This window comes from Pseudomonas sp. CBZ-4, from assembly GCF_000346755.1.
Taxonomy (GTDB): domain Bacteria; phylum Pseudomonadota; class Gammaproteobacteria; order Pseudomonadales; family Pseudomonadaceae; genus Aquipseudomonas.
On record NZ_ANNV01000072.1, the window covers coordinates 32,586 to 45,832 of the forward strand.

13 protein-coding genes are annotated in these 13,247 nt (G+C 62.9%); 3 read left to right on the forward strand and 10 right to left on the reverse strand.

All coding sequences use genetic code 11. The features are described from left to right. The first annotated feature begins 50 nt into the window (after positions 1 to 50). Positions 51 to 986 carry a type VI secretion system-associated lipoprotein TagQ gene (gene tagQ / locus B348_RS0108730; protein WP_017735746.1) on the forward strand — a complete coding sequence of 312 codons (936 nt, stop codon included), beginning with the start codon at positions 51 to 53 and terminating at the stop codon, positions 984 to 986. 123 nt (positions 987 to 1,109) lie between these two features. After that, a complete protein-coding gene (locus B348_RS0108735) occupies positions 1,110 to 1,484 on the forward strand; it encodes a hypothetical protein (protein WP_017735747.1) in 375 nt (124 codons plus the stop codon). 107 nt (positions 1,485 to 1,591) lie between these two features. Here B348_RS0108735 and B348_RS0108740 read toward each other — a convergent pair whose 3' ends face one another. The 6 genes from B348_RS0108740 to exbB form a co-directional block, all read right to left on the reverse strand. Continuing rightward, positions 1,592 to 2,992 carry an aminoacyl-tRNA deacylase and HDOD domain-containing protein gene (locus B348_RS0108740; RefSeq protein ID WP_017735748.1) on the reverse strand — a complete coding sequence of 467 codons (1,401 nt, stop codon included), beginning with the start codon at positions 2,990 to 2,992 and terminating at the stop codon, positions 1,592 to 1,594. Positions 2,993 to 3,069: 77 nt separating this feature from the next. Further along, positions 3,070 to 5,145, reverse strand: a complete 2,076-nt coding sequence (gene recG, locus B348_RS0108745; RefSeq protein ID WP_026136667.1) for an ATP-dependent DNA helicase RecG — start codon at positions 5,143 to 5,145, stop codon at positions 3,070 to 3,072. Positions 5,146 to 5,153: 8 nt separating this feature from the next. Then, positions 5,154 to 6,074, reverse strand: a complete 921-nt coding sequence (locus B348_RS0108750; RefSeq protein ID WP_017735750.1) for a hydrogen peroxide-inducible genes activator — start codon at positions 6,072 to 6,074, stop codon at positions 5,154 to 5,156. A gap of 170 nt (positions 6,075 to 6,244) precedes the next feature. Further along, positions 6,245 to 6,991, reverse strand: a complete 747-nt coding sequence (locus tag B348_RS0108755) for an energy transducer TonB (RefSeq protein WP_017735751.1) — start codon at positions 6,989 to 6,991, stop codon at positions 6,245 to 6,247. Further along, the gene (gene exbD / locus B348_RS0108760; protein WP_017735752.1) at positions 6,988 to 7,413 is read right to left on the reverse strand and encodes a TonB system transport protein ExbD; all 426 of its coding nucleotides are present in this window, start codon (positions 7,411 to 7,413) and stop codon (positions 6,988 to 6,990) included. The genes B348_RS0108755 and exbD overlap by 4 nt, the downstream gene beginning before the upstream one ends. Before the next feature lie 6 nt (positions 7,414 to 7,419). Continuing rightward, entirely contained in the window at positions 7,420 to 8,391 is a 972-nt protein-coding gene (gene exbB / locus B348_RS0108765) for a tonB-system energizer ExbB (protein ID WP_026136668.1), read from the reverse strand. Positions 8,392 to 8,579: 188 nt separating this feature from the next. On the opposite strand from exbB, the gene B348_RS0108770 reads away from it, so the two are divergent. Beyond that, complete coding sequence (locus B348_RS0108770) at positions 8,580 to 9,431, forward strand: SDR family oxidoreductase (protein WP_026136669.1); 852 nt, start codon at positions 8,580 to 8,582, stop codon at positions 9,429 to 9,431. Between the two features lie 125 nt (positions 9,432 to 9,556). On the opposite strand, the gene B348_RS0108775 is transcribed toward B348_RS0108770, so the two are convergent. The 4 genes from B348_RS0108775 to rpoZ are packed head-to-tail and all read right to left on the reverse strand — an operon-like array spanning position 9,557 to position 13,191. Beyond that, positions 9,557 to 10,300, reverse strand: coding sequence for a hypothetical protein (locus B348_RS0108775; RefSeq protein ID WP_017735755.1), 744 nt, complete (start codon positions 10,298 to 10,300; stop codon positions 9,557 to 9,559). A 56-nt stretch (positions 10,301 to 10,356) separates the two neighbouring features. Then, positions 10,357 to 10,737 carry a RidA family protein gene (locus B348_RS0108780; RefSeq protein ID WP_003176922.1) on the reverse strand — a complete coding sequence of 127 codons (381 nt, stop codon included), beginning with the start codon at positions 10,735 to 10,737 and terminating at the stop codon, positions 10,357 to 10,359. 24 nt (positions 10,738 to 10,761) lie between these two features. Further along, positions 10,762 to 12,867: a bifunctional GTP diphosphokinase/guanosine-3',5'-bis pyrophosphate 3'-pyrophosphohydrolase gene (gene spoT, locus B348_RS0108785; RefSeq protein ID WP_017735756.1), complete on the reverse strand. Its 2,106-nt coding sequence runs from the start codon at positions 12,865 to 12,867 to the stop codon at positions 10,762 to 10,764. 60 nt (positions 12,868 to 12,927) lie between these two features. Next, a complete protein-coding gene (rpoZ, locus tag B348_RS0108790) occupies positions 12,928 to 13,191 on the reverse strand; it encodes a DNA-directed RNA polymerase subunit omega (protein WP_017735757.1) in 264 nt (87 codons plus the stop codon). Positions 13,192 to 13,247: the final 56 nt, after the last annotated feature.

The following is a 13,247-nucleotide window of genomic DNA, read 5'->3' on the forward strand; positions in this document are numbered from 1 at the left end:
AGGCGGCGTTGGGCCGTGCTGGGCAAGTCAAACTAAAAGAGAACACACCTATGCGTTTTTCCCGTAAGGCGGTTTCCAAGCGTCACTTGTTGTTGATCGCGGCCGGCTTCAGCACCGTGCTGACCGGTTGCGCCACGTCGCCGGCGTCCAAGGTCGCGTCGAGCACCAAGGTCGAGTACTACCCGAACTGCTACGAGCCGGTGCAGCACCTGCGCAGCACCGATTCGGACATGACCAAGTCGGTCGTCACCGGTGCCGCTCTCGGCGCGGCCGGTGGTGCACTGCTGGGCGCCCTGACCGGCGACTCCGACAAGCGCGGCCGCAACGCGGCGATCGGCGCAGCGGGCGGCGCCCTGGCGGGTGGCGCGGCGGGTTACTACACCGAGCGTCAGAAGCAGATCAGCGACGACAACCAGCGCATTGCGTCCTACGCCACCGACGTCAACAAAAGCGCGTCCGACATCGACCGCAGTACTGCCTACGCCAAGGCGTCGCAACAGTGCTACCAGAGCGCGTTCACCAAGCTGGTCAACGACCGCAAGGCCAAGACCGTCAACGACACCGAAGGCCGCAAGCGCCTGGCGGAAATCGTCGCAGGCCTGAAGGAATCCAACGACCTGATCGTAGCGGTGAACGGCAAGGCCGCCGAGGACCTGAACAACTACAACCAGGCGTACGAAAAAGACTTGCAACAAGTCAGCGTGCAGCGTGCCGATGTGGTCACCGTGGCCACGGCCGACACCGCAGCGGTGGTCCCACCGGCGGGTAAAGCCAACAAAGGCAACAAAGTGGTCAAGCCACCGAAGAAGCCACCACTGCCGGTTGTGCCGCGTGAAGCCGTCGATACCGAGAAAAGCTTCCAGACCGTGAAAGTCAGCCAGGCTGAAAGCAAGAAGGTCGCCAGCGCCGGTAAAGCGCAGATCGAAGGCACTTGCCGCGATCCGAACCTGACCGACTGGGCGCCGGTACCTTGCCCTAACGTTTAAGTAACATGCTGCTATAAGCGTCAAACGCCAGCCGATCTTCCGTTAAAGCGCCAGATCGGTGGCGTTCTTTTTGCAAATCGTTAAACTGCTGCGGCCACTCAATAATTACCCGAGGCCGTGTGCATGAAATTTCGTCTTCTCCTGTGGGTGCTGGGCCTGATGATGGGCAAAGCCAGCCGCAGCAATCCTGCCTTCCAGCAACAGCTGGGCGATAAAGACCTGGCCTTCCAGTTGCAGACCCTCGACGGCAAGGTTGCCCGTCATTTCATCGTCAAAGACCAACGCATTACCAGCCGCTCGGGTGTTCACCCGGCGCCGGCGTTTGCGATTGCGTTCAAGGATGCCGCCTATGGCTTCGCCACGATGCAGGCGAAGAACAAGCAACTGGCGTTCATGACGGGGATTCAGGACAAGTCGATCCAGATCAAGGGCAACCCGGCGCTGGTGATCTGGTTCCAGGGGTTGACCAAGTATTTGAAGCCGAAGAAAAAGAAGTAGGGTCTTCAGGTAGACCGAGGTGGATTCATCGCAGGCAAGCCAGCTCCCACATTTGACGGCATTCGCAAATCAAAATGTGGGAGCGGGCTTGCCCGCGATAGCGGTCTTCAGGCCTGGCTGAACTGCGAGGCCAGTTCGCGCAACAGCACCTCGGCATCCAGCACCTTGCTCACCACTTCCTCCGCCTTGTCCCGGGTCAGGCCCAGGCGCTCCAGCAGTTCATCGGGAATGGCTGCGTCCGGCCCGGAACCAATGCCACGGCTGCGCAACAAGCGCACGGCCAGACACACCAGGTTCGGATACTCAGCGTACTGCCCGTCATAGGTCGGGTCGTGCTGGAAGCGCAGGGCCGTGGACAACTCGTCGGGCATGTCCCAGTAACGCATCAGCCAGGCGCCGATCTGCTCACGGCTGATCCCCAACAAATGCTGTTCCACATAGCTGTGGCACAGGTGCGGATTGACCTCCAGGTGGCGGCAGATCAGCGAGAAATGCGGCGGGAACACGTGGGCCAGCAGCAGGTAGCCAAAGTTGTGCAGCAGGCCGGCGAGGTAGGTCAGGCCGGCTTCCGGGCGCTGGGCGCGGGGCATGGCGCGGGTCAGGCCTTCGATCACGGCGGCGGTGTAGATCGACTGGTGCCAGTACGGCGTGGACTGGTGCGGGTGGTCCTTGGGCAGGCTCAGGGTCTTGCCCAGGGCCAGGCCCAGCGCGAGGTTGATCACCAGGTCGAAGCCCAGCACGCGGACGATGGCGTCTTCCACTGAGCGGATCTTGCCCGGCGAGGCGTAGTACGGCGACGCGGCCCAGCTCACCACTTGGGCGGCCAGGGCCGGGTCGGTTTCCACCACGCCGGTGATGTCATCGATGGTGGCATTGGGGTCGACGCGCAGCTTGATGATCTTCTGCGCGGTGTCAGCCAGTGGCGGAATCTCGATGGTCGCTTCCAGGCGTTGCTGGATGCGGCGGGCAGTGAATGCCTGCATCGCCTGGGTGATTTCCTCACGGTCATCATTGGGGCGGTCGAGGTTCGGGCGGATGTTGCTCAAGGGCTCGCCGAACTGGGCGGCGCTGGCCTTGGTGAGCATGCTTTTGAAGTGCTCGCTGGCGATCTCCAGCAGCAACCCGGCTTCACCCGAATGCACCAGCAGGCTCGATTCGTTGAGCAGGCTGCCTTCGTACAGGCACGGCGAGCTGGTCAGCGCCGGCAAGCCCGGCAGCAAGGCCAGGTCGTGCTTGCCGAGCATGCGTTCGACGCGCTCGGGCGACACGGCTGTCAGGCGGCGCCCGGTGAGTTCGGCGAGGCGGTTGAGGTCGAGCAATTGGTTCTGCGGGAACAACACCATCAGAGCGCCCACCGCATCTTCCAGCAACACCGCCTGAACCTTGCGTGCAGGGTTCAAGCCTGGGTGTTCGGCGACTTCCGTGTAGGGGATGGCGAGCTTTGCGAGCAGAGCCTGAATGACCGGCGGGGCGGTCAGTGGGGCTGTGGCGAGGGCTACTTCTGACATGGCCTGATCCAATTTCTTACTGTCAACGGAGTATAACCAGCTTGGTACAGCTGTTGGTCGTATAAGTGAGTCAGGCGTCACACTTGGCCGTATTGCTGCCCATGTCGGAGCCAGCGGTCCAGCAGTGGGCTGACATGTTCCGGCCAGCGTTCCAGCAAGGCTTGCGCGGCGTCGCGCACGGCGGGCAGCAGGTCGGCGTCGCGCATCAGGTCGGCGACCTTGAATTGCAGCAGGCCGGTCTGGCGGGTGCCGAGCATTTCGCCGGGGCCGCGCAGTTCGAGGTCTTTTTCGGCGATCACAAAACCGTCGTTGGTTTCGCGCATGATGCCCAGGCGCTGGCGACCGATTTGTGACAGCGGCGGGTGATACAGCAGCACGCAATGGCTGGCGGCGCTGCCCCGGCCGACACGGCCGCGCAGTTGGTGCAGTTGGGCGAGGCCCAGGCGCTCGGGGTTTTCGATGATCATCAGGCTGGCGTTGGGCACGTCCACGCCGACCTCGATCACGGTGGTGGCCACCAGCAGTTGCAGGTTGCCGGCCTTGAATTCGGCCATCACCGCGGCTTTTTCCGCAGGCTTCATGCGGCCGTGGATCAGCCCGACCTTGAGTTCGCCAAGGGCGCTGGTGAGGTCTTCATAGGTGGTCTCGGCGGCCTGGCAGGTCAGCTCTTCGGACTCTTCGATCAGCGTGCACACCCAGTACGCCTGGCGGCCTTCGGCACAGGCGCCGCGCACGCGTTCGATCACTTCGACGCGGCGGGTATCGGTGACCAGCACGGTGTTGACCGGGGTCCGGCCGGGGGGCAGTTCGTCGAGGATCGAGGTGTCGAGGTCGGCGTAGGCGCTCATCGCCAAGGTGCGTGGGATCGGCGTGGCGGTCATGATCAGCTGGTGCGGGTTCATGCGCCCGCCCACGCCTTTCTGGCGCAGGGCCAGGCGTTGTTGCACGCCGAAGCGGTGCTGTTCGTCGATGATCACGAGGGCCAGGTTCTTGAACTTCACTTCGTCCTGGAACAGCGCGTGGGTGCCCACCACCATCGGTGCACCGCCGGCGATCTGCTCCAGCGCGGCTGCGCGGTTCTTGCCCTTGAGCTTGCCGGCCAGCCACGCGACTTCCAGGCCGAGGGGTTCGAGCCAGCGCTTGAAGGTGATGAAGTGCTGCTCGGCGAGGATCTCGGTGGGTGCCATCAGCGCCACCTGGTAGCCGGCTTCCAGCGCTTGCAGGGCGGCGAGGGCGGCGACCACGGTCTTGCCCGCGCCCACGTCGCCCTGGATCAGGCGCAGCATGGGTTCTTTCTGGCTGAGGTCGTAGGCGATTTCATTGCCGACGCGCTGCTGGGCACCGGTCGGCGCGAAGCCGAGGTTGGCCAGGTATTGCGCCGGCAGCTTGGTGGCCTTGGGCATGGCGGGCGCGCGCAGGGAGCGCATGCTTTCGCGCAGGCGTTGCTGGGACAGTTGGTGCGTCAGCAGTTCTTCAAAGGCCAGGCGGTGCTGGGCCCAGTGGTGACCAAGGGCGAGTTCGTCCACATCGGCATCGGCCGGCGGGTGATGCAGGTAGCGGATCGCATCGTCCAGCGGCGCCAGTTGATAGTCGCGGGCCAGCTCCAGCGGCAGCCAGTCGGGCAGGCTTTTCGGGCCGAGCATGGTCAGGGTCTGCGTGCACAGTTGGCGCAGGCGCTGTTGGGTCAGGCCTTCGGTGAGCGGGTAGATCGGCGTGAGGGTGGTGTCCACCGGCGGCGGCTCGTCGCCGGTGATGGCGCGGTATTCCGGGTGGTAGATCTCCAGGCCCGATGCGCCGGGGCGCGCTTCGCCGTAGCAACGCACGCGGGTGCCGCGCTTGAGGCCTTCCTTCTGCGCATTGCTGAAATGGTAGAAGCGCAGGCTCAGGCCGCCGGTGCCGTCTTGCAGGCGCACCACCAGGCTGCGGCGCTTGCCCATCACCACGTCGGCGCCGCTGACGGTGCCTTCGACCACCGCATCCTGCCCAGGGCGCAAATGGCCGATGGGCACTACGCGGGTGCGGTCCTGATAACGCAGGGGCAGGTGGAACAGCACGTCCTGGAGATTCTCCAGGCCGACCTTGGCCAGCTTCTCGGCCATGGCTTCACCGACACCCTTGAGTGCCGTCACCGACACGTGCGACAGCTCAGTCATACGCGGGCTTAGCTCGCCACGGGCGGCTTGGCCACCGAGCACAGGCGGATCGAGTCGGCGAGGATCTCAATGGCTTTGGGTCTTGGGAAGCTGGCGCGCCAGGCGATGGCCACGGTGCGGAACGGCACGGGTGGCGTCAGCGGGCGCACTTCGATCACGCCGGGGGCGTAGTGATGGCTGTCGACTGCCGACAGCGGCAGGATCGAGATGCCCAGGCCGGAGGCGACCATATGGCGGATGGTTTCCAGGGAGCTGGATTCCACGGTGGTGTGCTTGGCGCCGTCGTTGCCCTTGGTCAGGGTCGGGCAGGCTTCCAGTACCTGGTCGCGGAAGCAGTGGCCTTCGCCGAGCAGCAGCAGGCTCTTGTCGTTGAGCAGGGCGGCGTCGATGGAGGCTTTTTGCGTCCACGGGTGGTTGGCCGGCATCAGTACCTGGAACGGCTCGTCGTAGAGCGGCAGGGTCAGCACGTCAGCCTCGTGGAACGGCAGGGCGATGATGATCGCGTCCAACTCGCCGTTGCGCAGTTTGTCGCGCAGCACGTGGGTGAAGTTTTCTTCGATATACAGCGGCATCTGCGGCGCGACGCGGTGCAGTTGCGGGATCAGGTGCGGGAACAGGTACGGGCCGACGGTGTAGATGGCGCCGACTTTCAGCGGAGCGGTCAGCTGGTTCTTGCCGGCCTGGGCCAGCTCGCGAATGCTTTGCGCCTGCTCCAGCACCTTCTGTGCCTGGGCAACGATGCCTTCGCCCACGGGGGTGAGGCGCACGGCGCTTTTGCTGCGCTCGAAAATCAGCACACCGAGTTCGTCTTCAAGCTTTTTCACACCCACCGACAGCGTCGGCTGGCTGACATGGCAACGCTCGGCCGCGTGGCCGAAGTGCTGCTCTTGGGCGAGGGTCACGATGTAGCGTAATTCTGTAAGAGTCATAGCGAGCGTCCATGAGGTTGCGGGCCAAGCATAACGGCTGCAATCGATAGACGCACGTTATCAGAAGTTTGTTGGGGATTGAGCGGGGAATGCCGGGGATTTTGTGGGAAAGGGACTTTATGCGGTGATGAAATCAAATGTGGGAGGGGTTTGCCCCCTCCCACATTGTCTTAGCGGCGTTTCTCGATGTTGTACACGAACGGTGCAACGATCTCGATGCTGCCACCCTTGAGCATGTCGGCCGGCGGCTTGGGCAGTGGCTGGGCACGACGGATCATGTCCAGGGTCGCACGGTCCAGGTCGGCGTTGCCGGAGCGGCCCACCAACTCGTAGGACAGCACGTTGCCTTCACCATCGACCACGAAGCGCAGGCGGTTCAAGCCTTCCTTGCCACGGGCCTGGGCGCCGGGCGGGTACTTCTTGTACTTCTGCAAGTGCGCGAGCAGGGTGCCTTCCCAGGAAGCCTTGGCCGCCACCTGTTGGGGCGATGGGCCAGGGACCGGCTGGGCCGATTTCTCCGCAGGCGCGTTGGTCGGTGGGGCGTCGCTCGGCGGCTCTTCGGAAGGTTTCTCCTTGGGCGGCTCGACCTTTTTCTCCACCGGCTTGGGCGGCTGCGGTTTCGGTTTGGGCTTGACCGGCTTGGGCACCTGGATTGTCGGCTTGGGTGCTTCGGCCAGCTTCGGCAATGGCAGTTCTTCCACCGGTGCTGGCGGTTGCGGCGGCGTGATCACCTTCGGCGGGGCCGGAGGTGGCGGCGCGGGCATCGGTGCCAGGTCGATGACCATGGCAGCCGGCGGCAACTGCACCGTATGCGGCGCGGACCATTGAAGCGCGATGATAATCGCGACGGCATGCACGCCCAGCACGACAGCGAGGCTTGTGCCATAACGCGTCAGTTTGTGGCGCGTCGTGATCATTTCTTGGCTGCCGTCTCAAGTCCGACCAGGCCTACCTTGAGGTAGCCGGCTGCCCGCAGGGCATCCATCACGCTCATCAGGTCGCCGTAGTCCACGCCCTTGTCGGCCTGGAAGAAGATCGTCGTGTCTTTCTTGCCCTGGGTCTTGGCGTCGAGCACCTGGCCGAGGGTTTCGGATTTGACTTCTTCTTCGCCCAGGAACAGACGCTGGTCCGCCTTGACGCTGAGGAACACCGGCTTCTCTGGCCGCGGCGCCGGCTTGGCGCTGGAGGCGGGCAGGTCGACCTTGATGTCCACGGTAGCCAGTGGTGCGGCCACCATGAAGATGATCAGCAGCACGAGCATCACGTCGATAAACGGCGTGACGTTGATTTCGTGGTTCTCGACGAGTTCGTCGTCGCCTTGATTCAAATGCAGGCCCATGGCCGATTACCCCACTTTCACCATGTGCGGTTGCGAGCTGCGCTCGGTAGGCAGGTGATCGAGGTCGCGGCTGACCAGCAGCAGGACTTCTGCCGACGCGTCCGATACCTGGGCCTTGTAGCCGGCAATCGAACGGGCGAAGACGTTGTAGATCACTACCGCAGGAATCGCCGCAACCAGGCCCAGGGCCGTAGCCAGCAGGGCTTCGGCGATGCCTGGGGCAACGACGGCGAGGTTGGTGGTCTGGGTCTTGGCGATGCCGATGAAGCTGTTCATGATGCCCCACACGGTGCCGAACAGGCCGACGAACGGTGCGGTGGAACCGATGGTAGCCAGCACGCCGGTGCCGCTGCTCATGTTGCGACCGCAGGCGGCCACCAGGCGCTCAAGACGGAAAGCCACACGTTCCTTGATGCCTTCTTTTTCGCGGGTGTTGGCCGACAGGCGCATTTCTTCCAGCGCGTCGTGCACCAGGGTGTTGGCCAGGGTGCCCTTCTTGGTCGCGCTTTCGCTGGCTTCCTTGAGGGTGGTGGCTTTTTTCAGGTGGACGATTTCAGTGCGCAGGCGACGCTTGGCGCCCAGCAGCTCGAAGCCCTTGGCGATCCAGATGGTCCAGGTGATGATCGAGGCGATGGCCAGGCCAATCATCACGGCCTTCACCACGACGTCAGCATTCTGGTACATGCCCCACGGCGACAGGTCGTGGGCCATGCCTAGGGTGTTGTCTTCTTCCAGGACCACGCCGGTTTCGTCAGCGGCTGCCGGATCTGCAGCCAGGGCCGGGTCGGTGGCGGCCGGTGCAGCTGCGGGAGCAGCGGCTGGCGCGGCAGTGCTGTGTTCGGCAGCGGCTGGAGCAGCCGGGGCGGTGGCGTCGGCGAAGGCTGCGGTCGGAGCCAGCAGGACGCTGAACAACAGCGCAGCAATCGCGCGCCAGGCGCGGGACGTGGTTGGCGAAGCGGGGGTTGTATTACGTGTCATGCTGGCCGGACCTGAGAAGAAAAAATGGGTGATCGTCCATCAAGACCCAGGGGGCCGAGGACAAATGGGTGCTTATTATTGCAAGTAATTCTTGTTAACAGAAGTAATACAGTAACTTTATTTGTCCTTTTTCTGGCCGTCGGTCAGCTGTGAGGGCTAATCTAGACCTTTGAGAACGGAGTTTTGTAATGTCTGCGCCTTCTGTTGTGATTGCCGGTTGCGGCGATGTGGGTAGTCGGCTGGCTAGCCAATTGCTGGCCTCGGAATGGGAGGTCCATGGCCTGCGTCGCGATATTTCGCGCCTGCCCGATGGGGTGATCGGCATTGCCGGTGACTTGTTCAACAAGGATTGCCCGGAGACCTGGCCGATTGGCGGGGTGGATTACCTGGTGTATTGCGCCGCCGCGACGGACCACGACGAGGCCGGGTATCGCGCGGCTTACGTGCAGGGCTTGAAGCATGTGCTGGAGTGGCTGGACGACTACGGCCAGGCGCCGAAGCACCTGCTGTTTGTCTCCAGCAGCAGCGTGTACGGGCAGCAGAATGGTGAGTGGGTTGATGAATCGTCCGACACCCAGGCGCAGGGCTATTCCGGGCAAGTGATGCTGGAAGCCGAGCAAGTGGCGCTCGATAGCGGCATCCCGGCGAGCATCGTGCGCTTGACCGGCATCTACGGCCCGGGCCGTGAATGGCTGCTGACCCAGGTACGCCAAGGCTACCGCGTGGCGATCGACCCCCCTTTATATGGCAACCGCATTCATGCGGACGATGCGGCGGGCTTGCTGGCCTTTTTGCTGCGGCATGTGGAGCAGGGCGGTCAGTTGGACAAGGTCTACATCGGCGTTGACGATGCGCCGGCGCCCTTGGCCGAGGTGGTGGATTGGTTGCGTGAGTATCTGGGCGTGACGGAGTGGGCGGATGACGCCAGTGTGCGGCGTGCGGGGAGCAAGCAGTGCAGTAATGCACGGGCTAAAGCGCTGGGCTGGACGCCGACCTATCCGAGTTACCGCGAAGGTTACGCGGCGATTCTCAAAGGCTGAAATACGGTCCAAAACTGTGGGAGCTGGCTTGCCTGCGATGGCGGTATCACATCCACAGAGGTGTTGACTGATACACCGCTATCGCAGGCAAGCCAGCTCCCACATTTAGATCGGAGTGAGTCCGGTTATTGCTTTTCCAGCAACCATTGGCGCGGGCCGGGGGTGAACTGGGGTACTTCATCGGCCTGTGCAGTGTTGACCGCCTGGAAGATTTCCAGCTGCCCGCCCTTGCGCACAAAAATCCATGGATTGCCCTGGCCATTCAGTTGCAACCAGATGCTGTCGTAGCCGCCGCTCATGGAGGCGCAATCACCCGCCAGGCATAGCGAGTACTGATCAGCATTCGGCAGGCCGACGACCTTGCCGTTGGCCTGGAATTGCACGATGGCGCCGTTGCCGAAGCCGTCGGTGATCTTCCAGTCGCCACCCAGGTAGGCCGCATACAGCGCCCGTTCGAAGTTGGCGCCCAATGGCGCACCCTCCGGGGCCGGCTCTGTGGGGCGGGCGAACAGCTGTTCAGGCTCATTGTCGTTGGCCGCTTGCAGCAGTTGCTTGCCTTTGCGCTTGAGTTCGGTGGCGGAGCTGCCGTAGAAATCCACGCTCCAGGCGCCGGATTGCTCGCCGAGCAACTTGCCTTCCGCTACTTCAAAACCGTTGTAGTAGCGCGCCTGCGCCGCCTTGGTGTTGACCTGCCATTCGAGGTTCGGGCCAAAGCTTTGCAGGGCTTCGCGCAAAGGGCCGCCCTTGGCTGCCGCATCGATGGCGACCTGGTTGATCCAGGTGCCGCTCACGTCCAGGTCGGCGGGGTTGCTGGCGCAGCCGCCGAGCAGCAGGGTGAGCAATGATGTGGCTACGAGCGCTTTGCGCATTACGAAATCCTTCTGAAACAGGGTCGGCGCAGCCGGTGGAGGCTGCGCCGGGTGTTTTACTCGATGACCAGAATTGCGTCCATCTCAACCTGCGCGCCCTTTGGCAGAGCGGCTACGCCGATGGCGGCGCGGGCTGGGTAAGGTTGTTCGAAGTACTTGCCCATGATCTCGTTGACCTTGGCAAAGTGGCTCAGGTCGGTGAGGAAGATGTTCAACTTGACGATGTCCTTGAACGAACCGCCAGCGGCTTCGGCAACGGACTTGAGGTTTTCGAAGACTTGCACGGTCTGTGCTTCGAAGCCTTCAACCAGTTCCATGGTCTTTGGGTCCAGAGGGATCTGGCCGGACATGTAGACGGTGTTGCCCGCCTTGATCGCCTGGGAGTAGGTGCCGATGGCGGCCGGGGCCTTGTCGCTGGTGATAACAGTCTTGGTCATGAGTGACTCCTTGTAAGAGACAGGTTATGCACGCATGCGGGTGATACGAATCACACCGGTCAAGGCGCGCAGCTTCTTGATCACGCGGGCCAGGTGCACGCGGTCGTGCACGCTGACGACCAGTTGGACCACGCTGATGCGGCCATCGCGTTCATCCATGCTGATCTTCTCGATATTGCCGTCGGCTGCGTTGACGCTGCTGGCCAGCAGGGCGATCAGGCCGCGCTGGTGTTCCAGCTCGACGCGCAACTCGACGTTGAATTCGCCGGTGACATCCTTGGCCCACGAGAGCTGGATGCATTTTTCCGGGTTGTGGCGGATCTCGGTGATGTTGCGGCAGTTGTCCAGGTGCACCACCATGCCTTTGCCCGCCGACAGGTGGCCGACAATCGGGTCGCCCGGGATCGGCGTGCAGCACTTGGCGTAGCTGAGCACCAGGCCCTCGGTGCCACGAATTGCCAGCGGGCCTTCGGGGCTTGGCAGTTGCTCGCCTTCGCCGAGCAGGCGGCGGGCGACCACGTAGGCCATGCGGTTGCCCAGGCCGATATCTTCCAGCAGGTCTTCGATGGTTTCCTGGCGGTACTCGTGGAGCATCGCTTGCACGCGCTCGGCCGGGATCTTGTCGAGGGCGCTGTCGAAACCGTTGAGCACCTTGTTCAGCAGGCGTTCGCCCAGGCTGATGGACTCGGAGCGGCGCTGCAGCTTCAGGGCGTGGCGGATATGGGTGCGCGCCTTGCCGGTGACGACAAAGTTGAGCCAGGCCGGGTTCGGGCGTGCGCCCGGTGCGCTGACGATCTCCACCGTGGAGCCGCTTTGCAGCGGCTCGGACAGCGGCGCGAGACGGCGATTGATCCGACAGGCAATGCAGCTATTGCCCACATCGGTGTGCACCGCATAGGCAAAATCGACCGCCGTGGAGCCTTTGGGCAGCTCCATGATCCGGCCTTTGGGCGTGAACACGTAGACCTCGTCCGGGAACAGGTCGATCTTCACGCTTTCGATGAATTCCAGGGAGTTGCCGGCACGTTGCTGCATTTCCAGCACGCCTTTGACCCACTGGCGCGCGCGGGCGTGGGTGCCTTTTGGCTGCTCGTCGCCGCTGGATTTGTACAGCCAATGGGCGGCGATGCCGTTGTTGGCCATCTCTTCCATCTCGCGGGTGCGGATCTGGATCTCGATCGGCACGCCATGCATACCAAACAACGTGGTATGCAGCGACTGATAGCCGTTGGCCTTGGGAATCGCGATGTAGTCCTTGAAGCGGCCCGGCAGGGGTTTGTACAAATTATGTACAGCGCCCAGCACGCGGTAGCAGGTGTCCACCTTGTCGACGATGATCCGGAACGCGTACACGTCCATGATCTCGTTGAAGGCCCGGCGCTTGCCGCGCATCTTCTTGTAGATGCCGTAGATGTGCTTCTGCCGGCCGCTGACCTCGCCCTCGATCTCATCGATGGCCAGGCAATGGCTCAGGGACTCTTCGATCTTGTTGACGATTTCCTTGCGGTTGCCCCGGGCGCGCTTGACCGCCTGGTAGATGCGCGCCGAACGCATCGGGTGCATGGCCTTGAAGCCGAGGTCTTCGAATTCGATACGAATGGCATGCATGCCCAGCCGGTTGGCGATGGGCGCGTAGATTTCCAGGGTTTCCTTGGCGATGCGCCGGCGTTTTTCGCCGGACAGCACTTCCAGCGTGCGCATGTTGTGCAGCCGGTCGGCCAGCTTGACCAGGATCACGCGGATATCGCGGGCCATGGCCATGGCCATCTTCTGGAAGTTTTCCGCCTGGGCTTCGGCCTTGGTCTCGAAGTTCATCTGGGTCAGTTTGCTGACCCCATCGACCAGTTCGGCCACGGTTTCGCCAAATTGGGCGCTGAGCGCTTCCTTGGCGATGCCGGTGTCTTCGATCACGTCATGCAGCATCGCGGCCATCAGGCTCTGATGGTCCATGTGCATGTCGGCAAGAATATTGGCCACCGCAAGAGGATGGGTGACATACGCCTCGCCACTGCGGCGGCGTTGGCCGTCGTGGGCTTGTTCGGCGTAGAAATACGCTCGGCGGACCAGGTTGACCTGGTCGGGGCCGAGGTAGGTCGATAAGCGATCGGCGAGGGCGTCTATGCTCGGCATAGGAATGACTCCTGCCGCATGCGTTGACCCCGCGCCGTGCTACGTCGACCAGGCATAGGCTTAGACGGCCTCGTTGGACTCGTCCTCGAACGCTGCAAACAGCGGTTCGTCTTCAACGATTTCGGCGTTGGCGATGAACTCGTAGCTCATCAGGCCTTCAGCGATTTCACGCAGGGCCACAACGGTAGGCTTGTCGTTTTCCCACTGAACCAGGGGCTCTTTGCCGCCAGTGGCCAGTTGACGGGCACGCTTGGTAGAGAGCATGACCAGCTCAAAGCGGTTTGCCACGTGGTCTAGGCAGTCTTCAACGGTTACGCGGGCCATGATATTCCTCGGAGCGGATGCAAGATGCGCGCTGCCCGGTTGGGCGAGCGGACTGA